This is a genomic window from Actinokineospora sp. UV203, assembly GCF_056323665.1.
The window spans coordinates 4565889-4586527 of record NZ_CM150484.1; the positions used below are offsets into that span (position 1 = coordinate 4565889).

21 protein-coding genes are annotated in these 20639 nt (G+C 70.8%); 12 read left to right on the forward strand and 9 right to left on the reverse strand.

Going from position 1 to position 20639, the window contains the following annotated elements:
- Window positions 1-12 precede the first annotated feature (12 nt).
- Window positions 13-732, reverse strand: coding sequence for a right-handed parallel beta-helix repeat-containing protein (locus tag ACUZ2Y_RS21840; protein ID WP_476321720.1), 720 nt, complete (start codon window positions 730-732; stop codon window positions 13-15).
- Here ACUZ2Y_RS21840 and ACUZ2Y_RS21845 point away from each other — a divergent pair.
- The 7 genes from ACUZ2Y_RS21845 (at window position 707) to ACUZ2Y_RS21875 (ending at window position 7435) form a co-directional block, all read left to right on the forward strand.
- Window positions 707-1084, forward strand: a complete 378-nt coding sequence (locus ACUZ2Y_RS21845; protein ID WP_476321722.1) for a hypothetical protein — start codon at window positions 707-709, stop codon at window positions 1082-1084. The genes ACUZ2Y_RS21840 and ACUZ2Y_RS21845 overlap by 26 nt on opposite strands.
- A 217-nt stretch (window positions 1085-1301) precedes the next feature.
- Window positions 1302-2408 carry a glycosyltransferase family 4 protein gene (locus ACUZ2Y_RS21850; RefSeq protein WP_476321723.1) on the forward strand — a complete coding sequence of 369 codons (1107 nt, stop codon included), beginning with the start codon at window positions 1302-1304 and terminating at the stop codon, window positions 2406-2408.
- Window positions 2402-3184 (forward strand): PIG-L deacetylase family protein, encoded by a 783-nt coding sequence (locus ACUZ2Y_RS21855; protein WP_476321725.1) that lies wholly within the window; start codon window positions 2402-2404, stop codon window positions 3182-3184. The genes ACUZ2Y_RS21850 and ACUZ2Y_RS21855 overlap by 7 nt, the downstream gene beginning before the upstream one ends.
- Window positions 3181-4026 carry a glycosyltransferase gene (locus ACUZ2Y_RS21860; RefSeq protein WP_476321727.1) on the forward strand — a complete coding sequence of 282 codons (846 nt, stop codon included), beginning with the start codon at window positions 3181-3183 and terminating at the stop codon, window positions 4024-4026. The genes ACUZ2Y_RS21855 and ACUZ2Y_RS21860 overlap by 4 nt, the downstream gene beginning before the upstream one ends.
- Before the next feature lie 29 nt (window positions 4027-4055).
- Window positions 4056-5438 carry a glycosyltransferase family 4 protein gene (locus ACUZ2Y_RS21865; protein ID WP_476321729.1) on the forward strand — a complete coding sequence of 461 codons (1383 nt, stop codon included), beginning with the start codon at window positions 4056-4058 and terminating at the stop codon, window positions 5436-5438.
- A gap of 43 nt (window positions 5439-5481) precedes the next feature.
- Window positions 5482-6816, forward strand: a complete 1335-nt coding sequence (locus ACUZ2Y_RS21870) for a UDP-glucose dehydrogenase family protein (RefSeq protein ID WP_476321731.1) — start codon at window positions 5482-5484, stop codon at window positions 6814-6816.
- A 202-nt stretch (window positions 6817-7018) separates the two neighbouring features.
- Window positions 7019-7435: a DUF2784 domain-containing protein gene (locus tag ACUZ2Y_RS21875; protein ID WP_476321733.1), complete on the forward strand. Its 417-nt coding sequence runs from the start codon at window positions 7019-7021 to the stop codon at window positions 7433-7435.
- Window positions 7436-7442: 7 nt separating this feature from the next.
- On the opposite strand, the gene ACUZ2Y_RS21880 is transcribed toward ACUZ2Y_RS21875, so the two are convergent.
- Both ACUZ2Y_RS21880 and ACUZ2Y_RS21885 read right to left on the reverse strand, forming a co-directional pair.
- Window positions 7443-8480, reverse strand: a complete 1038-nt coding sequence (locus tag ACUZ2Y_RS21880) for a hypothetical protein (RefSeq protein ID WP_476321735.1) — start codon at window positions 8478-8480, stop codon at window positions 7443-7445.
- Window positions 8481-8591: 111 nt separating this feature from the next.
- Window positions 8592-9344, reverse strand: coding sequence for a hypothetical protein (locus ACUZ2Y_RS21885; RefSeq protein ID WP_476321737.1), 753 nt, complete (start codon window positions 9342-9344; stop codon window positions 8592-8594).
- A gap of 64 nt (window positions 9345-9408) precedes the next feature.
- Between ACUZ2Y_RS21885 and ACUZ2Y_RS21890 the strand changes: the two genes are divergently transcribed.
- Entirely contained in the window at window positions 9409-9618 is a 210-nt protein-coding gene (locus ACUZ2Y_RS21890; protein WP_187218612.1) for a sigma factor-like helix-turn-helix DNA-binding protein, read from the forward strand.
- Window positions 9619-10164, forward strand: a complete 546-nt coding sequence (locus ACUZ2Y_RS21895; protein ID WP_476321739.1) for a Clp protease N-terminal domain-containing protein — start codon at window positions 9619-9621, stop codon at window positions 10162-10164.
- Window positions 10165-10451: 287 nt separating this feature from the next.
- Here ACUZ2Y_RS21895 and yczE read toward each other — a convergent pair whose 3' ends face one another.
- Entirely contained in the window at window positions 10452-11072 is a 621-nt protein-coding gene (gene yczE, locus ACUZ2Y_RS21900; protein WP_476321741.1) for a membrane protein YczE, read from the reverse strand.
- A 60-nt stretch (window positions 11073-11132) separates the two neighbouring features.
- Between yczE and yczR the strand changes: the two genes are divergently transcribed.
- Window positions 11133-12602 (forward strand): MocR-like transcription factor YczR, encoded by a 1470-nt coding sequence (yczR, locus tag ACUZ2Y_RS21905; protein WP_476321743.1) that lies wholly within the window; start codon window positions 11133-11135, stop codon window positions 12600-12602.
- Window positions 12603-12914: 312 nt separating this feature from the next.
- Here yczR and ACUZ2Y_RS21910 read toward each other — a convergent pair whose 3' ends face one another.
- Window positions 12915-13676: a hypothetical protein gene (locus tag ACUZ2Y_RS21910; RefSeq protein ID WP_476321745.1), complete on the reverse strand. Its 762-nt coding sequence runs from the start codon at window positions 13674-13676 to the stop codon at window positions 12915-12917.
- Between the two features lie 227 nt (window positions 13677-13903).
- Here ACUZ2Y_RS21910 and ACUZ2Y_RS21915 point away from each other — a divergent pair, with 227 nt between their 5' ends.
- Entirely contained in the window at window positions 13904-14983 is a 1080-nt protein-coding gene (locus tag ACUZ2Y_RS21915) for a S8 family peptidase (RefSeq protein ID WP_476321749.1), read from the forward strand.
- Between the two features lie 27 nt (window positions 14984-15010).
- Here the strand turns inward: ACUZ2Y_RS21915 and ACUZ2Y_RS21920 are convergent, their stop codons facing one another.
- From ACUZ2Y_RS21920 to ACUZ2Y_RS21935, 4 genes are all read right to left on the reverse strand, one after another.
- Window positions 15011-17062, reverse strand: a complete 2052-nt coding sequence (locus ACUZ2Y_RS21920) for a CHAT domain-containing protein (RefSeq protein ID WP_476321751.1) — start codon at window positions 17060-17062, stop codon at window positions 15011-15013.
- Window positions 17059-17448, reverse strand: coding sequence for a hypothetical protein (locus ACUZ2Y_RS21925; protein ID WP_476321753.1), 390 nt, complete (start codon window positions 17446-17448; stop codon window positions 17059-17061). The genes ACUZ2Y_RS21920 and ACUZ2Y_RS21925 overlap by 4 nt, the downstream gene beginning before the upstream one ends.
- Window positions 17448-18008, reverse strand: coding sequence for an RNA polymerase sigma factor (locus ACUZ2Y_RS21930; protein ID WP_476321755.1), 561 nt, complete (start codon window positions 18006-18008; stop codon window positions 17448-17450). The genes ACUZ2Y_RS21925 and ACUZ2Y_RS21930 overlap by 1 nt, the downstream gene beginning before the upstream one ends.
- A gap of 105 nt (window positions 18009-18113) precedes the next feature.
- On the reverse strand, window positions 18114-19280 hold the full coding sequence (locus ACUZ2Y_RS21935) for a pyridoxal phosphate-dependent aminotransferase (RefSeq protein ID WP_476321757.1): 1167 nt from the start codon (window positions 19278-19280) through the stop codon (window positions 18114-18116).
- Window positions 19281-19357: 77 nt separating this feature from the next.
- Here ACUZ2Y_RS21935 and ACUZ2Y_RS21940 point away from each other — a divergent pair, with 77 nt between their 5' ends.
- Window positions 19358-20560, forward strand: coding sequence for a DUF445 domain-containing protein (locus ACUZ2Y_RS21940; protein WP_476331995.1), 1203 nt, complete (start codon window positions 19358-19360; stop codon window positions 20558-20560).
- The last annotated feature ends 79 nt before the right edge of the window (window positions 20561-20639 follow it).

Consider the following 20639-nt stretch of genomic DNA (forward strand, 5'->3'; position numbering starts at 1 on the left):
GTGGCCGATTTCCTAAAGGGTGACCGGCCTGCCGTCCGCCCACGTGTTGCCGCTGAACTCCGCGAACGTGGCGTTCGAGTTGACCGGGCCGCCCTGGTACTGCCCGGCGAAGACGTTGTCGACCGCCCTGGTCTGGCTCGTGCCGCCGTTGACGTAGAGGCCGAACGAGCTCACGTCAGTCCCGTTGGACATCCCGACGATGCGGTTGCGCAGCACCTGGGCGCCGACGATGGGCGGGTTGCCGCTCTCCTGGTTGAAGAAGATCGGGGCGTTGGAGCCGCCTTCGATGTAGCTGTCCTGGATTACCGAGCCGGACCAGCCGGTCGACTGCACGCCGTCGCCGTGCGCGCCGGGCGCCATGTCCAAGCTGGACACTCGGCTGCAGGAGATCAAACCGTTGCCGTCCAACCGGAAACCATCCAGCGTGTGATGAACCCACACCCGGGTCGCCTTGTTGGAGCCCGCGCCACCGGAGTTCGCGGGGAGCAGCACGCCGACGTCGACACCGGTCTTCGTCGTGCCGTTGTCGCCACCGCCGATCTCGATGTTCTCGAGGCGCGTCCCCGTCACTCCGGGCTGGATGTAGATGCCGTAGCTGGGGCCGCCGTTGCCCCGGACCCGGACGTTGCGCACCGTAACGTTGCTCGCGGTGATGTCGATGTAGCGGGAGACGTCGACGTTCTCGACCACGGCACCGGCTTGGGTGATGGACATCGTGTCGCGCTTCGGCATGGCGGCGGCGTTCACCGTCAGGCCGGTCGGGCTCATCGCGCCCGCGCAGCCCGCGACCGGGGCCGCCGCGGGGGCGGAAGTGGTGGTGGTGGTGCTGCCGCTGGTCGTCGGGACCACCGACGAGGTCGCGCTGGAGGGCGCGGAGGTCGGGCTGGTGGTGCTCGAGCTGGGCGCGGAGGTGGTGGAGACCGGTGCGGTGGTGCCGAATCGCGGGTGGGGCTTGTGCTGCTTCGCGTGCTTGATCGAGCCGGGAGAGGCCTCGGCGGCCTCGGCGGCGGTGCAAGCGGTGACTGTCAGCACAGCCAGGCCGAGCGCTACCGCGGCGCCGGCCACCCGCTTGTTTTTGGAATGATCGGTAAATGCAAAACGAAAAACGTTGCGCACAACGAAGGTTCCTTCCGGATTGATCGTCGATCAAATCGTTTTATAACGATTCGGCGGCGAGCGTAACGGTTGGATAACTGGTGTTCAACCAAAGATCGGCACCGGATCTTTTAGAAAATGATTAACGAATTGTGTCGGTGTGCCGCGAGATCACGCGGTCTTGGGTTCATCCTTGGAGCGACCGCATGCGGGTCACGATCTTGTGTCCGATGTTCCCCCGAGTGCCCTCAGGGGGGCCAAAGGTCATCTACGAGTACGCCAACAGGCTGGTGAACAGGGGACACGCTGTCAAGGTCCTGCATCACCGGGCCATCGCGCCCCGCCGTGAACCGATCACCCGACTGCGCGGCCGACTCGGCCAGGTGCGGCAGAATCTGCGTTCCGGCGGTTTGACCACAGCCGTTCGGTGGATGCCGATCGACGACCGTGTGGTGATTGCCACGGTCGACGAATTCCAGCCAAAATCATTGCCACCCGCCGATGTCACGGTCGCGACTTACTGGACCACCGCGCAGGTGCTGCCCGAACTGCGCCCCGATCATGGCGCGCCAGTGCATCTGGTCCAGTCCTACGAGACCTGGGCGGGCCCCGAGGACGCCGTCCGCGAGGTGCTGCGGCTGCCCGTGCCCAAGATCGCGGTGTCGCGGCACTTGGTCGACGTGCTCACTGACCTGGGCGTGTCCCAGGAATTGATCACACACGTGCCCAACGGGCTCGATCTCGACGCGTTCCGTGTGCGCAATGACCCCGCGACCCGAGCCCCCGTGATCGCCTTGCTCGCCCACCCCTCTCCGGTCAAGGGACTCGACACCGCCGTCGACGTCCTCAACCGGGTGCGGTCGGCCTTCCCGGCCGTCGCCGCGGTCGCCTTCGGGACGCAGGCGCGGGCCCCGGAACTCCCCGACTGGGTCGACTATGTGAGATCGCCCACACCGGAGGTGCTGGTCGACGACATCTACAACCGGAGCTCCGTTTTCCTCTGCACCTCCCGGCACGAGGGTTGGGGGTTCCCGGCCACCGAGGCGATGGCGTGCGGGTCGGTTCTCGTGAGCACCCGCAACGGCGGGGTCGACGACTTCGCCCGCGACGGCGAGAGCGCCCTGCTGGCCGACGTGGCCGACCCGCCTGCCCTGGCCGACGCCGTGCTCCGCGTGCTCCGCGACGACGCGCTCCGGGCGCGCTTGCGGGCGGGCGGACTGGCGGCGGTGGCCGCGCTGGACTGGTCGACGTCCACCGACCGGCTGGAGCGCGCGCTGCTCACCGCGGCCGGATTTGGGACGTCGTCATGCTGAGCGGCCTGCGGCGGATCGCGCGGGGAGCGCTGTTCGCCACGGCGCGCGACTGGACCGACCGGCTCGCGTCGTCGAGCCCGGCGCTGGTCCTCGCGCCACACCCGGACGACGAGACCATCGGCTGCGGCGCGACCATCCTGCGCAAGATCGCCGCGGGCGCACCCGTGACCGTGGTCGTGGTGACTGACGGTCGCGACTCGCACCGAAGCGCCTACTTCTCCCCGGCGGATCTCGCCGCCCTGCGTCGGGTCGAGATGGCCGAAGCCGCCGAGCGGCTCGGCGGACCCGAGGTGCTCTGGCTCGGCCTGCCCGACGGCCAGGCCGCCGAGGACGTCGACGCGCTCGCCGAGCGGATCAGCACCCTGGTTCGCGAGCGCGGCGTCGTGGACCTGTTCAGCACGTGCGCGTGGGAGGCACATCCCGACCACGGCGCCGTGGGGCACGCCGCCCGGTTGGTCGCCGACCGCACCGGGGCGCGGCTCTTCGAGTACCCGGTCTGGCTGTGGGGCTCTTGGCCGCTGACCAAGGGCGCCCGCTGGTCGTCGCTGGCCCGGTTCGCGCGGGTCGTGCTGACCGGTGGCGCGGTCACGGTCCGCACCGCGGAGGTCCGCGACCGCAAGCTGCACGCTCTCGCCGCCCACCGCACCCAGCTCGGGCACCGGCCGGACGGTGTCCCCGCCGACGAGCCGTGGGTGTCGCTGCCGCCCGCGGTGCTCGACGACGCAGGGCGCGTCGTGGAGCTGTTCTTGCGCTATCCCGGAAAGGCCGACCGGTGACGATCGCCTGCGTGGTGATCCCCGCGCACAACGAGGAACAGGTCATCGGCCGCTGCCTGACGGCCCTGCTGATCGACGCCGAACCGGATGAGCTGGACGTGATCGTCGTGGCCAACGCCTGCGACGACCGCACGGCCGAGGTCGCTCGCGCGGCCGGAGCCCGGGTGATCGAGACGCCGGTTCCCGGCAAGGGCAACGCGCTCGCCTTGGGCGACGAAGCCTGCCTGACCTTCCCGAGGGTGTACCTCGACGCCGATGTGGACCTCCCGATCGAGTCCGTCCGGCTGCTGGTCGCCGCGCTCGCGGACGGCGCCGTGGCCGCGTGCGCGCCCATCCCCGAGTTCGACCTCACCGGGGTGTCCACAGTGGCCGCCCGGTTCCAGCGTGTGCACGAGCGGCTGATGGAGCCGCGCCGTGGACTCGCCGGGGTCGGCGTCTATGCGCTTGGCGCCGCCGGGCACGAGCGGGTGTTCCCGCTGCCCGACGTGCTCGCCGACGACGGGTGGGTGCACCGGCGCTTCGCCGAGCACGAGCGCCGGTCCGTCACCGGCGCCCGGTGCACGGTCCGCCCGGCGCGGACTGTGGCGGCCGTGGTGCGCAGGCGCGCCCGGGTGCGGCTGGCCAACCGCCAACTCGAAGGTGTCGGCGCCGCGCCCGCCGATGGCTCGATCTCGCCCCGGGAGCTGGTCGAGCTGCTGCGGTCGGGCCGGGTGAGCGCGGTCGACGCAGGCTGTTTCGCCTTCGTCCTGCTCTGCGACCGGGTGCTGGCCAGGTGGCGCGGGCTGCGCGGAGGAAACGACATGGCCTGGTCCACCGACGTCACTAGTCGAGGGCAGCAATGACCTGGAATGACACCGTCAGGAGCGTCGAGTTGACCGGCAAACCCCATGTGTTGATCATCGTGCAGAACCTGCCGGTGCCGCTGGACCGACGGGTCTGGCTCGAGTGCCAGGCGCTCACCGCCGCCGGGTACGAGGTGTCGGTGATCTGCCCGAAGGGTCCGGGCGACCCGGCGCGCGCGGTGCTCGACGGCGTGCACCTCTACAAGTACAAGCCGCCGCCGCAGGCCGAGGGTCTGCTGAGCTACGCCTGGGAGTTCCTGTACTGCTGGCTGCGCACCGCCTGGCTGAGCCTCACCGTCTCGCGCAGGCGCCGCTTCGACGTGATCCAGGCGTGCAACCCGCCGGACACGTTTTGGCTGCTCGCCCTGCTGTGGAAGGCGCGCGGGGTCAAGTTCGTCTTCGACCACCACGACCTCAACCCCGAGGTGTTCCTCTCGCGGTTCGGCACGCCCACCGGGCTCGGTTCGCGGGCGCAGCTCGCGATCCTGAAGTGGCTGGAGCGCCGCACGTTCCGCACGGCCGACCGGGTCATCTCGACCAACACCTCCTACCAGCGCATCGCCTGGGAGCGCGGCGGTGTCGACCCGGAGCGCACCGCCGTCGTCCGGTCCGGCCCGGACACCGCGATCATGCGCCCGGTCGACGCGGTCGACAGCCTGCGCCGCGGCGGCAGGCACCTGGTGGCCTACTTGGGGATCATGGGCCCGCAGGACGGTGTGGACGGTGTGCTCGACATGGCCGACCACATGATCAGGATCCGCGGCCGCGAGGACGTCCGGTTCGCCCTGCTTGGCTTCGGGGACTGCCTCGACGACCTCCGAAAGCGGTGCACCGACCTCGGCCTGGACGACTACATCGAGTTCCCCGGCCGGGTCGGCCCCGAACAGATCACCCGGTACCTGTCGACCGCGTCGGTCGGCGTCTCGCCGGATCCGCTCAGTCCGCTCAACGACATCTCGACCATGAACAAAACCATGGAATACATGGCGTTCGCGTTACCGGTGGTGGCCTATCGGCTGACCGAAACCGTAATTTCCGCCGGTGACTGTGCCGTTTATGTCGAGCCGGGTGACACCATCGGATTCGCGGACGCGGTGGTCGCACTGCTCGACGACGAGGAGCGCCGGTCGGAACTCGGCGCGGCGGGCAGGCGGCGGGCCGAGACCGAACTCGACTGGCGAGCCCAGGCGCGGACCTACGTCGGGGTCTACGACGGCTTGCTGGCACACCGGTCCGCGGGTCCGTTCCCGGACGCGTGGCCCGACATCGAACAGCGGGCCGACGGTGACACCGGACTGCTCGACCGCTGGGGCAACACGATGGTCGACCTGCGCGACGAAGACGCGTTGCGCGACTTCGCGGGCACCCGGCGGGTTTCCCGGGAACCGGCGGGCGATTTGTCCGCCGGATAGGCAAACCGTGGGCGGCGGCGCTCACTACGTTGGGAGTGCACGGATGTTCGTACGTCGAATCGTGGTCGTCGGGACCGGCTATGTCGGTCTGACCACCGGCGCCTGTCTGGCGTCCCTCGGTCACCGGGTGGTGTGTGCCGACGTCGACCCGGACAAGATCAAGCGGCTGGTCCGCGGTGAGGTCGACATCCTCGAACCGGGTCTGCCCGAGCTGGTCGCCGAGGGGCTCGCCTCCGGCAGGCTCAGCTTCGTGCTCGGCGCGGCCACCGCGATGACGGACCCGGCGGGCGCCCCCGAGGTCGTCTTCCTCTGCGTGCCGACCCCGATGGGTGTCGGCGGCGTCGCCGACCTCGCCGCCGTCGAGTCCGTTGTGGACGAATGCCGCGACCTGCTCCCCGAAGGGTGCGTCGTGGTGAACAAGTCGACGGTCCCGGTGGGCACCGCGCAGCGCACCGCCGAACTGCTCGGCCGCGACGACGTCGCCGTGGTGTCCAACCCGGAGTTCCTCCGTGAGGGCACCGCCGTGTACGACTTCCTGAATCCGGACCGGATCGTGGTGGGCTGCGACAAGCAGGACGCCGCCGAGCGGGTCGCCGCCCTCTACGCCAGGCTCGGCGCGCCCACGGTCCTCACCGACGCCGAGAGCGCCGAGCTGGTGAAGTACGCCGCGAACTGCTTCCTGGCGATGAAGCTGTCCTACGTCAACGCCGTCGCCGAACTCTGCGAGCGCCTCGGCGCGAACATCAACGACGTCACCGAGGGCATCGGCTACGACCACCGCATCGGGCAGGCGTTCCTGACGCCCGGGCCGGGTTGGGGTGGCTCGTGCCTGCCGAAGGACACCGCGGCCATGCTCCAGGTCGCCGACGCCGCCGACTTCGAGTTCCGGCTCCTGCGCGCGACCATCGACACCAACACCCGGCAGCGGCAGCGGATGGTCGACAAGATCCGCCTCGCGGTGACCGGCAAGCGCACCGGCTCCCTGTCCAAGGTGCGGCTGGGGCTGCTGGGCCTGACCTTCAAGGCGGGCACCGACGACCTGCGTGACTCGCCCGCGCTCGCCGTGGCCGCGCTGCTGCGGCAGGCCGGGGCCGAGCTCTACGCCTACGACCCCGCTCTGACGTCCGCCGCCGCCGCGCCGGAGCTGGGGCTGGTCACCCTCGTCGACGACCCCTACGAGGCGGCCAGGGACGCGCACGGCCTTGTCGTGCTCACCGAGTGGCCGGACTTCCGGACCCTCGACTGGGTGCGGATGGCGGAGGTCGTGGCCGAGCCGATCGTGGTGGACACCCGAAACCTGCTCGACCCGGATGTGTTGCGTCGTGCCGGATTCGACTGGACCGGGGTGGGAAAGAAACCGGCTCAACGGACGCACTGAATCTCGCAACCGGGTTAACGGATTGTGCTCTTCGGACGACTCCCCTCGTGAGGACTATCCGCCGCGGAATCAGCGCCAGGTGACAACTCATGGCCGATCGCCGCGGACGTCCTCGCGCTGGGATCACGGCGTCGCCGTGGATCACTTGAAGGGCACGCCACGGGAAATCCCTCTGTGGTGACCGTCGGCACGGAGGTGGGTCTTGGGCGCCTGGATTCTCGCGATCGCGTTGCTCGCCATCCATTTCGGGATTCTCGGCTTCCTGGTCTTCGGCGGTCTGCTGGCCGTGCGCTGGCCCAGAGCGCTGTGGGCGCACGTGTCGCTGGTGGGCTGGGGTGTCGTCAGCTCGGTATGGCAGATGCCGTGCCCGATCACCGGCGCGGAGAACTGGGCCCGGGAGCGGGCCGGCATGGCGCCCTACGAGGACGGGTTCATCGAGACCTACATCCAGGGCGTCCTCTACCCGGAGGCCCACGTGAACTGGGCGCGCGGAATCGCGCTGTTGGTGATCGTCTACTCGTGGCTGTCGGCCTACCGCGCCGCGGTCCGCAGGCGGCAGGCCGTACAGGTCAGTTTCGCGCTGCCCCCGGTGCCCGTACCGGTCCGGCAGAGCCGCTGACCCACCCTTAGACCGTGCCGCCCGGGGCCTCGTCGGCCGCGCTGTCGGGAACCCGCCGCAGCCACGCCTCACGCCAGTAGATGTAGTCCGACCTCGGGCAGTACCGGTTGAACTGGCCCGCGCAGGTGATGTCCTCGATCACGACGCAGTCGCGCAGCTTGATCATCTTTCCGGTGGCCTCGTTGATGATCTGGTCGATCCGGCCGAGCACCCGACCCTTGCGCCCGGAGTAGGGCAGCATCTCCGCGTCGAACCAGAGGCCGCGGTTGCGGTTGTTCGGTCCGAGGGTCGGCATGATCTCGTCCTTGGATTTGACCTCGACCATCTCGCCGGGCTTGAGGTCGAGCGGCTCCCGCTGCCTCTGCTTCGCCGGGCCGGTGCCGCCGTAGAACGGGTAGAACTTGCCGTCGCGGATCCGCAGCTTCGCGGGCAGCTTCCGGCTGAGCTTCTGGTAGTTGTTGAACACCGAGATCGTCAGCGCCAACAGGGTCGCGCTCAGTCGCACGTTCCCCGTGCGAACGTCGTTGACGTACTGCCGCGCGTCGTGCACCGGCAGGTAGTCGGTCGCGCGGACCAGTTCGGTGGCCTGACAGCGGTAGATCGGCTCGCCGTCGTCGTCCGTGCCCGCGGTCGTCCCCCGCTCGATGACCTCCAGACTCAGCGGGATCGTGCCCGCGGGTGGCGAGTCCTGCCGGATCGGCGTGCCGTCGACGTTCTCCAGCCACTCCTCCTTGAAGAAGAGCAGGCAGCCCGCCTGGCAGCCGCCGTGCGCGCTGCCGTCGCACCGGGCGCCGGTGAGGTGTACCGCGCGGTCCATCCGCCGGGTGGTGCCCTTGCCGTTGATGGTGTCGCAGGTCTTGTGCGCGCTCTTGAACACGGTGAGTTCCTGGCCGGCGAACTTCAGCGTCTCCGGCATCAGCGGCAGTGAGCCCAGGGTCCCGTCCTCGTCGAGCGTGGCGAGGATGTCCTGGGCGCCGCGAACGCGCACTTTGTCACCGGTGTGCAGTACCGGCGAGGAGGCGGTGCTGGAACTCGACTGCCGCATGAGCGTCTCCAGGTGAACTCGCGGGTATCACTGACGAAGTCGCTCCGCGTCCGGGAGCGTTACGGGGTGTATTGATCTTGGTGAAAAAGGTCACGCTAAGTGTCATTTGGCTCACTGGTTAAAGTCCAAATGCACCAGTGCCTGGTCGTCGTGGAGTTTGGTGCGCGGCCACCGCGCCCTGGTCGGGTCGGTCAGCTCCGCGGCCCGCACCGCGTCGAGCACCGCCTGGGGGCCGTCGGCCTCGGCCATCCGCCGCATGTCATCCCAGTGGGCGAACACGCCGTAATCGTCGATTCCGCACGAGACACCGTCGCTGGCCATCAGCACGGCCCGCACGTCGGCCCGTGGCCACGAAGCCCGCACGGCCTTCTCGGCGGCGGCCGGGACCGCCTCGGCGACCCAGAACCCCCCGTCGCGATTGCGCCACTCGCCGACGGTGTCGGCCGACTCGCGCAGCGCGCGCAGCCGGTCGTCGGCCACCACCTCCGTCGCGTCGGTGAGGAAAGCGGCGACCGGGCTGTCGGCCAGGACCAGCGCCTCCACCGTCGCGTCGTCCCACCGCACGATCGACACCGTGCTCGACGGGCTGTCGCCCGGGGTGAACCCGTTGTGCCGAGCGACCGACCGGATCGACCCGGCCACGAGTTTCGCCAGGTCCAGCTCTGGTGCGGCCGACAACCGCCCGGCCAGTTGCGCGCCCAGTTCGCGGGCGTAGTCGCCGCCGCTGGGCAGGTCGGTGCGCGAGCTGGTGGCGCCGTCGAGCAGGATCACCGCCTCGGGCAGCACGATCACCACGTCCTCGCTGGGACGTTCGACACCGTCGGGGCCCACCCCCGCGGCTTCAGCGATTCCGAATCCCGGCATGCCCTGATCCTGCCTCCGTCAATGAAGGTTGACAACTCGGGTGTCGTCAACTTATGTTGACGACATGGCTGAAGCAACCCAGTTGGCCACGGCGGCGGGCGACAAGGACCCCAGGGTCGGTCTGCGCGCGGTGGCCGCCTTGCGCCGACTACTCGAACAACTCGAAGCCGTCCAGGTCCGCAGCGCCCGGATCGACGGCTGGTCCTGGCAGGAGATCGCGGCCGAGCTAGGCGTGAGCAAGCAGGCCGTGCACAAGAAATACGGGAGGAAGTAGATGTTCGAGCGATTCACCAAGTCCGCCCGCGTCATCGTGCGCGACGGCGTCCACCTGGCCGAACAGGAGCACGCCGCACTGATCCGGCCCGAGCACCTGCTGCTGGCCATGCTCAGGCACGACGGCACGACCAGCGCGAAGATCCTCGCCGCGCACGGCGTCACCACCGCCGCGGTCACCGAAGCGGTCGCCAAGGCCCACCGTCGCGGCGGACTGTCCCAAGCGGACACCGCGGCGCTGAGCGAGGTCGGCATCGACGTCGACGCGGTCGTCGAGGCGCTCGAGTCCGCCCACGGCGAAGGCGCCCTGGCTCCGGCCAAGCGTCGCCGCGGGTTCGGGCCGCGGTGGCGCGTCCCGATCGCCGTGGAGTCCAAGAAGGTTCTCGAGCAAACGCTGCGCGAAGCGTTGGCGCGAAAGGAATCGCTCATCGGTGATGTGCACATCTTGCTCGCCCTGCTCACTTGCGCGGGTGTGGCCTCCGACATCCTCGGGGATTTCGGCGTCACGCACGGCGTGGTCAGCGCGGAGTCGGCGCAGGCGGGCTAGTCGTACTCCAACCGAAGGACCTGGCGGCCCGCCCCGAATCCACTCAGAACCTCGACGCCAGAACCAGCGCCCCAGCCGAATCGGTGACCTCGAACCCCATGGCCTGGTCGCGCGGCACCGAGCTGTTGAGGTTGCACTTCATCTGCTTGGCGCCGGTGCACCGTCGGCAGGCTCGGCCTGCGGGTTACCGCCGTCAACGGGTTCGACATCCGTGGCGCGGCGCCCACCGGGCCGTTCAACCCGCGTGATTACCAGGCCCTGGGCGCGCGTGTCCCATGATCCCAGACCTAGTCCTGCTTCCAGGAGACGAAGGGCAGGAACAGCTGCGCGAGCGGACCGATCGCCACGGCGTAGAGCGCGGTGCCGATGCCCACGGTGCCGCCGAGCAGCCATCCGGTGGCGAGGACCGCGACCTCGATTCCCGTGCGGACCCAGCGGATCGAGAACCCCGACCGGGCGGCGATCCCCGTCATCAGCCCGTCTCGCGGGCCCGGACCGAGTCGGGCGCCGATGTACGCGGCGGTCGCGAGTCCATTGAGGACGATGCCCATGCCGAGGAACCCGATCCTGGCGGGCAGTGATTCCGGCGTCGGCAGGAGGAACAGCGTCACGTCCACCGACACCGAGATCAGCACGATGTTGGCGATCGTCCCGAGTCCGGGCCGCTGGCGCAGCGGTATCCAGCACAGCATGACGATCGCCCCGGTGATCGCGGTGATCGTGCCGAAGCTGAGCCCGGTGACCTTGTTCAGCGCCTCGTGCAGCACATCCCACGGCGAGAGCCCGAGCACGGCTTCGATCTGCAGCGCCATGCTCGCGCCGTAGAGCGTGAGCCCGGCGAACAGCTGGGTGAGACGGCGTCCGGGTTCGACCCGGACCGGGACGTGCTGGAGGTTGACGACGGCCATGCGACCATCCTGACCACGATTGGCCTTCCTATCGAGAGCCAATCTGCGACAATTGGCCACATGGCGTCGAGTGTTCCACTCAGTGGGCGGGTATCACGGATATCACGGCAGCAATTGGTCCGATTGCTGGGCGAGTGGCGGGCCCACGGAAGCAGGCAGGGATCGGCCGGGTTGGCCGCCGGGATCAAGCTGCTGGTGCTCGACGGGCAACTTCCGCCGGGCACTGTCCTGCCCGCCGAACGCGAACTCGCCGAGGCCCTGGGGGTGAGCCGCACGCTCGTCGGCACCGCGTGGGACCTGCTGCGCGCCGACGGCCTGATCGTCAGCAGGCGCGGGTCTGGGTCATGGACCGCGCTACCCGGCGACACCTCAGCCGCGGACCGGACCTGGGAGTCGCTCGACGAGCAGCCCCTCGACCTGGCCCGCGCGGCGCCCGAGGCGGTGCCGGGTATCGCCAAGGCCATCGACGCCGTGCGCTCCCGGTTCGCCGCCGAACTGGCGGGCCACGGCTACCACGACTACGGCGTCGACATCCTGCGTCAGCGCATCGCCGAGCGCTACACCGTGCGCGGCCTGCCGACCGCCCCGGCCGAGGTGCTGATCACCAACGGCGCCCACCACGCGCTCGCCCTCGTGCTGCGCACGATGACCGACCCCGGCGACCGGGTCCTGGTCGAACTCCCCACCTATCCCAACGCCATCGACGCGATCAAGGCCGCGCACGCCATCCCCGTCGCCGTCCCGCTGGTCGAGGACGGCTGGGACCACGAGGGCATCGAGGCCGCGCTGCGCCAGGCGTCGCCGCGGCTGGCCCACTTCATCGTCGACTTCCACAACCCGACCGGCCGCAGGCTCGACGCCGAGGGCCGCACCCGGCTCGTCTCGGCGCTGCGCCGCGCGCGGACGCCCGTCGTCGTGGACGAGACCCTGGTCGAACTCGACCTCGACGGCGACCCGCTCGACGGGCCCGCGCCGCTGCCCGCGTTCGGCGGCGGCATGGTGCTGGCCGTGGGGTCGGCGAGCAAGTCGCACTGGGGCGGGCTGCGGCTGGGCTGGGTGCGCGCGCCGGAGCAGGTGATCCGCCGGATCGCCGCCGCCCGGCACGCCTACGATCTCGGCTCGCCGGTGCTCGAACAGCTTGTCCTGGCTGAACTCTACGCCGATCCGGACCCGGTTCCGCGGGAGCGCCGGACGGAGATCGCGGCCCGCCGCGACGCGTTGATCGCGGCCGTCCGAACGTATTGTCCACAGTGGACTTTCGAGGTGCCGGGCGGCGGGTTGAGCCTGTGGTGCCGACTGCCGGAGCCGATCGGCACCCGGCTCGCGGTGACCGCGCAGAACTTCGGGGTCCGGGTGGCGCCCGGATCGCGGTTCGCCGCCCACGGCGGCCTCGAACGCTGGCTCCGGCTGCCCTACACACTGCCCCCCGCGCAACTGGCCGAAGCCGTGCGCAGACTGTCGCTGGTCGCCGAGAACGTCACCGGATCGCCCGCACCGATAAGTCCGTATGGGCACATTCCGGTCGCTTGACTAGCTTTCCTCCCTCTTTACCCGCTAGAAAGCGCAGTGCGCTGGATGGCGTAACGCGTTGACCCTTCCGGGTCTGTCGCCATCCAGCGCACTTCGACCTGGCCATCCACCATGAAGGTCATTCGGCACAGCCCCTCGTTGTGCCGATCAAGGTGGACGGCCAGTGGGTGCCCCGGCGCCGCGGGGGCATCGCGGCGCCGGGGCCAGGGTCCCGATCTGCACGGGCGCGGTCGGCAGATCGGGCAGTGGAGATGGTTCGAGAGCGGACACGGGCGCCCTATGGGCATACCTGTCCCCGAGAAAAGTGCTTCGTCAGTCGGGGGACGACGCGGGAAGCCCCGCGCATCGGCCGGCCGCGTCCGTGACGCGCGTTCCCGCCACTCCCGCCGACGCGGGCGGGGTGAGCGAGGCGCGACCGGCGAGCATGCCGGTCAGGCCGCGGGCGTGACCGCCGCCATCGGAGGCGGCGGAGGCGGTGGGCCCCGGAGCGGCCGGTGCCGCGGGCGCGGCGGGCGCGGCGGGCGGTTCCGGGGTGGTGCGCTTGTCGGCTTCTTCATCCGACGAGCCGGACACCAATTCGAATTCGAAAGTGCGCTTGGGGGCGGAGGCCTTCGCGACCACGACTGGTCGCGGCGCCTCGACGGGCGGCTCGACCTTGGGCGCGGGCCGCACCGGAGCGGCCTTGACCAGCTCCGGCGCGGGCGCGCTCACCACGGGCTTGTGCGGCGGCGCGGGCGGCTTGACCGACACCGCGGCGGGTGCCGAGAACGTCTCACTCGACTGGCTGACGCCGGCCTGGGGTTCCAGGACTGGCTGGTCGACGGGGTCGTCGACCAGGGGACCCTTCGACGCCGTGCCGTGCCCGCTCACCAGCGGGCGTGCTGCGTCGAGGGCGCCGAGGGAGTTACCGACGAGACCGATCAGCCCGGAGTTGGGCCGGGTTGGGTTCGGCGGCAGCGGCTTGTCCTGGGCGGAGGCGTTCGACGCGAGGAGCACCATCGCGACCCAGAGCGCCATCAGCAGCCCGGCGACGGCGGCGACGCGGAGCAACAGCACGCGCACTGTGCGATCCACGTTCGTCACCACCATCCGCGACTTGGTCCCGACCACCCGGCGCAACCAAGTCACTATCCACGACTTGACCGCATTTCTGCACCCTAACCGGGCTAGTTCCACCCGGAAAGACGGTGAACGGCCGCACTCCGGGCCGCCCATCGTCACAGAGTGTGGAAATCACCACTCCGGGTGACGCAAGGCCTTCCCGCGAGCGGTTGTCCCCTTGCGACGGGAGCGTGTCCCATGTGCACACACATGAGATCGCCGAGCGCCACCCCGCCTTCCAGCACCACGACCCGGGCGGCCCCGCCGAATGCCTGGTCCACCGCGGCCAGCTCCTCGTCCCGCTCGGCGGCCTCGACGCGGCCGTCGACGCACTCGGCCGCTGGATCGACCGGGTGGACTCGGCCGACCACGCGACCCTGCGGCTGCGCCCGACGGCGGACGCCGTCCGGATCGCCACGGACTACGCCGACCGCCTCAAGGTGTCGGCCAACCACGTCCACACGGTCATGGTCGGCGCCCCGATCATGCACGGCACCGGCGCCAAGCCCGAGCCGGTCGAGCTGCCCCCGGAGCCGCCGGCCGAGGAGTGGCCCAAGCCGGTCACGGTGCTGATCCTGGACACGGGCGTAGACCCCCACCCGTGGTTCACCAGCCGCCCCTGGTTCGGCCAATGGGGTCCCGCCCCGGAAACCCTCGACTTCGAGGGCGACGGCGTCACCGACGCCCAGGCGGGGCACGGCACCTTCGTCACCGGTGTGGCCCTGCGCCATGCCCCTGGGGCGGTCCTGCGCCACCACCGGGTGCTGAGTTCGCACGGCCTCACCGACGACCGCACGGTGGCCATGGCCCTGCGCCGCACTCGCCACCACGCGGCGGCCCGCGGGGAACACATCGACGTCATCGTCCTGACCGCGGGCTGCCACACCGCGGACGACCGCTGCCCGCCCGCGCTGACCCACGAGTTCTCCCGCTTCACCGACACCGTGGTGGTCGCCGCCGCGGGCAACCACGGGACGTCCCGGCCGTTCTGGCCCGCCGCCCTCCCGTCGGTCGTCGCGGTGGGCGCCACCAAACCGGACGGCGGGCGGGCCCCGTTCTCCGGCCACGGCCCATGGGTCGACACCGCCGCGCCGGGGGTGGACGTCGTCAGCGCCCATGTTCGCCAGTCGGAAACCGGCCGGACCTACGGCGCCGCCCGCTGGAGCGGCACCTCCTTCGCCGCGCCCAGGGTGGCCGCCGAGATCGCCAAGGCCATCGGCGAGGGCCTGACCCACACCGCCGCACGGGAACGGGTGTCGCCGGTGATGTCAGGCGGGTGAGTTGAGCAGGCGTGTCCACCGCCGCTGTCATCTCGGCCTGCCGTAGCAGGCGAACCCCAGGTGTCCGTGCGCCCGTTGGGCGTCCGCGAGTGCCTTCGCCGGGCCCGCGCCCGCCGCGAGTCGCTCGTGCAGGGCGGTCATGAGGGGGACCGCCAGGTCGTCCGGGACCGGCAGCGTGCTGGCGATCACCGTGCTGACACCCAGGCCGAGCAGGACGGCGATCAGGCCCAGCATGTCCGCCTTGCCCGATTCGCAGGACGACAGCACGAGCCGTCGTGGCGGCTCGGGAAGCCGTTCGATGTCGTGGGCGTGCAGCGCGCCGTCGGCCAGGGCCAGCGCGGAGTGCTGCGGCGCCGCCGCGTGGTGGCGGCCGTGGGCGGCGATGTGGACCAGGTCGGCGCCGGTCATCGCCGCGAGCACGTTCGCGACGGTCGACTCCTCGCCGGTCACCAGGGTGCCGCCGTGTCGGGCGTGCAGGGCGGCCACTTCACCCGCCGCGTGGGTCAAGCCGGGGCAGGCGATCCACGCGGTCGGACCGGTCCGCTCGGGGGCGAGTTCCGCGCGCAGCCAGGCGGCGGCCGAGGGTGCCACCGACACCGGCCTGCCCGTCAGGCTCGGCAGCGCCGCCCATGGAACCGACGACAACTCCGCCGACGGAAGCACAACCAGTTCCCGGACCACCGGACTCGCGAACAGCATCCCGTCGAGCACCCGTGCCGCGCGCTGGGAAGCCGCCGTACTCCCGGTCCTGGCGTCCAGTGTGGACGATATGCGCAGGCTCTCGGCGGCTTCGGCGACCGCGTCCGCGGAGCCGACGACGTGTGAGCGGAACCGGCCGCGGAAAACCGAAACCAACCGCATCCGTCCTTTATGGACAAAAAAGTCGAGCAGCACACGGTCCCCCAGTGTCGCGCTGATCTCTCTAAACCCAGGGGCATCCACGCCACGAGACCGCTCGACCCAGGTGAAGATCGTTCGAGGTCGACCACCCGCGACGGCGGCGTCGACCCCGACCGCGGCGAGTCGTGAGTCGCCGAGACCGCCGGCGCGGCAGGCGGCGAAAGTGGCCCGCGGACTGTCGGCCGCGCGGGCCCGGGCCAGCCAGCCAAGCGAGCGCAGACCGGGTTCGGCGGCGAACCGGTGTGGCTCGACGAGATCCAGCCGCCCGGCGAGCAGGCGCAGCTCAGCGGCCTCGGCCACCCAGCCCGCCTGCTCGCACCGGTCGGCGACGTCGGCCGAAGTCCGTCCCAGGGCACGCAATCGCACGGCGCGGGCGTGTGCTGACCACCCGGGATTCCTTTGCTCATCGAAGAGTTCAGCCGCGGTCCCCGCCGCCTTCGCCGCGGTGTCGGGATCACCCGCCAGCAGCGCACGGCGCGCGTGGGCGAGGGTGGCCTCGGCGAACGCGGGGCCGCGCCCGCTGGCGCCGAGCGCCACCGCCGCCCGGGCGAGTGCCCGACCGGCACTGTTGACCAGACCGACGCCAAGAAGCGCGTTCGCCCTGTCCACCAGTACTTCCGGCCGCTTTGCCTCGTCGATGCCCGCGGCGTCGTAGCGGCGCAGGGCGCGGCTGAAGTCGCCTGCCTGGGCGGCGACGAATCCCTTGTTGTGCAAGCAGGTTCGGGCCCGCTCCGGTCGGCCGTGCGCGAGATAGAGGTCGTGCGCGCGGTCGAAGGCGTCTTCCGCCACGGCGGACCGCCGCAGGTAGCCCGCCGAGATGCCGATGCCGACCAGGGCGTTGGCCCGCCAGTGGCCGTCGTGCAGCCGACCCGCCGCACGCGCCAGGACAGTGAGCGCCGATTCGTGCTCGGCCATCATGGAGAGCGTCAGCCCGTGCAGACAGTCCGCACGCGCGAGAAGCTGCCCGGACAACGCGGGCCGAGCGTCGGCGATCAGCGCGACGGCCGCGTCATGGTCACCCACCTGATGCGCGATCCAGGCCATGACCAGCGCGGACTCCGCCGCCTGCGCCGCGGTCGCCGCGTGCTCGCGGGCCAGCCGCGCGTGCGGCCGGGCACGCAGCGGCTCGCCGCGTTCCTGGTGGGCGAGCGCGGCCCGGTGATGGTCCTCCCAGGTCACCTGAACCACCCCGTGACCAGCGGAACCTCGTCGGTCCGGTGCAGGACGAGCCGCATCTGGCCTGCGGGCCGCTGAGCGGAGAACGCCCCCACCGAGTCCACCGCGACGGTCACCACGCCGGCGGCGCTGTGCAGCTCCGCGCGGGTGACCGGGATGGTCAGCAGCCCGCGGACCCGGTCGGCGATCTCGATGACACCCGCCCCACACCGCCACATCCGCGCGTCGCCCCGAACCGCGACGCCTGCCTGCGGCGAGAGCTCCAGCCAGTCCCAGCGCGCGCCGACGAACGTCCCCGCCAACATCGCCGCGGTTCGGACGGTGGCGGGCACGGGATCGACCCGGTCCAGCATCCCCGCAAGCTCGGCGAGCAGCTCCGCGTCCGTCATCACGCCACCTCGCCCGGCAGGCCGAGTGAGATGAGCCTGCGCCGCAAGACGTCGAGGCATCTGCCCCTGGTCTGCCCGATGCTGCCCACCGCGATCCCGACCGCGCGCCCCAGCTGGGCGTAGCTCAGGTCCGGTGCGAAGGCGAGCAGGCCCAGCAGCGACCGGCAGCGGTCCGGCAGCGCCGCGAACGCGCGCCACAGGGTGTCGTCGCGTTCGCCGCGCAGGGTGGCTGTTTCCGGCCAGCGGTGCTCGCCCGCGTAGTCGACGACGTCGGACCACTCCGACGCCCGTACCTCACGGCCGCGGTCGGCGATCATCCGCAGACACTCGCGCCGGGCCGTGGTCGCCAGCCACGCCGACAGCCGCTCCGGCGACCGGAGGCCGGGCAGGTGCTCGGCGAGGGCGATCCAGGTGCTCTGGCTGACGTCGGCCGCGTCCGCGTCGCCGAGTCGGTGGGCGCGGGCGATCCGCCAGACCAGGCCCGCGTGCCGGTCGACCAGGTCGCGCCACGCCGTCTGGTCACCCGTGCCCGCCCGCCGGACGAGCTCGGCTGTGTCCACTTGGTCCTCCCGGTGATCGTCATCGCCGGTCGGACGACGATCACCGGGAGCCGGATCCGGGTGACCCACCAAAGAGGGACACCGGGAACCAGCGGGAAACCGGAGTCAGCCGAGCTTGTGCAGCCTGCTGATCGCCTCGTCCAGGATGTCGTCCTTCTTGCAGAAGGCGAAGCGGACCAGGTGCCGCCAGCGATCCGGGTTGTCGGTGAACACCTGCACCGGCACCGCCGCCACCCCGATGCGCGCGGGCAGTTCCCGGCACAGCTCCAGGCCGTCGCTGAAGCCCAGCGGGCGCACGTCGGCGCAGACGAAGTACGTGCCCGCCGTCTGCCGCACCCCGAACCCCGCCTCGGCGAGCCCGGCGGAGAGCCGGTCGCGCTTGTTCTCCAACGAGTCCCGCAGCTCCCGAACCCAGGCGCCCTCGTGGTTCAGCGCGTGCGCGATGGCGGGCTGGAACGGCGCGCCGCCGACGAAGGTCAGGAACTGCTTGGCCGCGCGCACCGCCGCGACCAGCTCGGCGGGCCCGCAGACCCAGCCGATCTTCCACCCGGTGCAGTTGAAGCTCTTGCCCGCGCTGGAGATCGTCAGCGTCCGCGACGCCATCCCCGGCAGCGAACCCAGCGGCACGTGCGCCAGCCCGTCGAACAGCAGGTCCTCGTAGACCTCGTCGGTGATCGCCAGCAGGTCGTGCTCGACGCAGACCGCGGCGACCGCTTCCAGTTCCGCCTGGGTGAAGACCGTCCCGGTCGGGTTGTGCGGGGTGTTCACCAGGATCGCCTTGGTCGCGGGCGTGACCGCGGCCCGCAGCGCGTCGACGTCGAGACCGAAGCGGCCCGACGGCTCCTCCACCAGGGACACGACCCGCCGGGTGGCGCCCGACATGGCGACCGAGGCGGCGTAGGAGTCGTAGTACGGCTCGAAGAGGATCACCTCGTCGCCGGTCTCGACCAGGGCCAGCAGCGACGCCGCGATGGCCTCCGTGGCGCCCACGGTGACGAGGATCTCCGAATCCGGGTCGAAGGCCGTCCCGTACCGCGACCGCTGGGCCGCGATGGCCGCGCGCAGCTCCGGTCGGCCGGGCCCCGGCGGGTACTGGTTGAACCCGTCGGCGATGGCTTTCTGGGCTTCGGCCAGCATGGCGGGCGGACCGTCGGTGTCCGGGAAGCCCTGGCCGAGGTTGACCGCGCCATTGCTCACCGCGAGCGAGGTCATCTCCGCGAAGATCGTCGACGTGAACGGGCGCAGTCTGGGTACAAGCGTGGTTCGAGGCACGGATAGGAATCCTCACGGACAATGACGTCGTGGAGCAAGTACCCGGCGAATTTGAGAAGCGGCGCGCCCTGCGGCAGATGAAGGGCGTCGCCCTGGGTTTCCTGCTGGGGGCGACGGTGATCTTCATCGGCCTGACCCTCTGGCCGGACGCGCCCCCGTGGGTCGGCTACGCGAAGGCGGCCGCCGAGGCGGGCATGGTCGGCGCCCTCGCCGACTGGTTCGCCGTCACCGCGCTGTTCCGCAGGCCGATGGGCCTGCCGATCCCGCACACGGCGATCATCCCGAACAAGAAGGACGTCCTCGGCGACAGCCTCGGCGACTTCGTCGGCACGAACTTCCTCTCCGAACAGGTGATCCGCGAACGCTTGCGCCGCGTCGGGGTGGCGAATCGCCTCGGTGCCTGGCTCGCGCAGCGCGACAACGCCGAACGGGTCACGTCGGAGCTGGCCACGGTCGTCCGCGGCGCCGTCACGGTCCTGCGGGACGAGGACGTGCAGGCCGTCATGGAGCAGGCGGTCGTCACCCGGATCATCGGCACGCCGTGGGGGCCGCCGATGGGCAAGCTGCTGGAACGGGTCATCGGCGACGGCGCCCACCACAAGCTCGTGGACCTCATGTGCGACCAGGCCTACGACTGGGTCAAGGTCAACCACGCCCAAGTCCTGGGCGTCGTCTCGGGCCGCGCGCCGACGTGGTCGCCGAAGTTCGTCGACTCCCTGGTGGCCGACAAGGTCTACGGCGAGGTCCTGTCCTTCGCGTGGAACGTCAAAACCGACGTCAACCACCCCATGCGGCTGGCCCTGGACAAGTTCCTCACCGAGTTCGCGGGCGACATGCAGACCGACCCGCGCGTGATGGAGCGCGCCGAGCAGGTCAAGCACCAGGTCCTCGAACACCCGGACGTGCAGACCCTCATCGGCTCGGCGTGGACCACCGCCAAGAAGATGCTCCTCGACGCCGCCGAGGACCCGTCGAGCGAACTGCGCACCCGCGTCCGCGCGGGCCTGATGACCCTCGGCACCCGCCTGATGAACGACGAGTCCCTGCGCACCAAGGCCGACGGCTGGGTCGAGGGCGCCGCCGCCCACATCGTCCTCAACTACCGCGACGAGATCACCACCCTGATCACCGACACGGTCCAACGCTGGGACGCCGACGAGACCGCCCGCAAGGTGGAGCTCCAGGTGGGCCGAGACCTGCAGTTCATCCGGATCAACGGCACAGTCGTCGGTGCCCTGGCAGGCCTGGCGATCTACACCATCGCCCAGCTGATCACCTGATCCCGACCCGCACTTGCCCGCGCCAGGCATGGCCAACCCCTCCCGCGAGTCGCCCCTCCCGGCAAACGAGTCGCCCTCT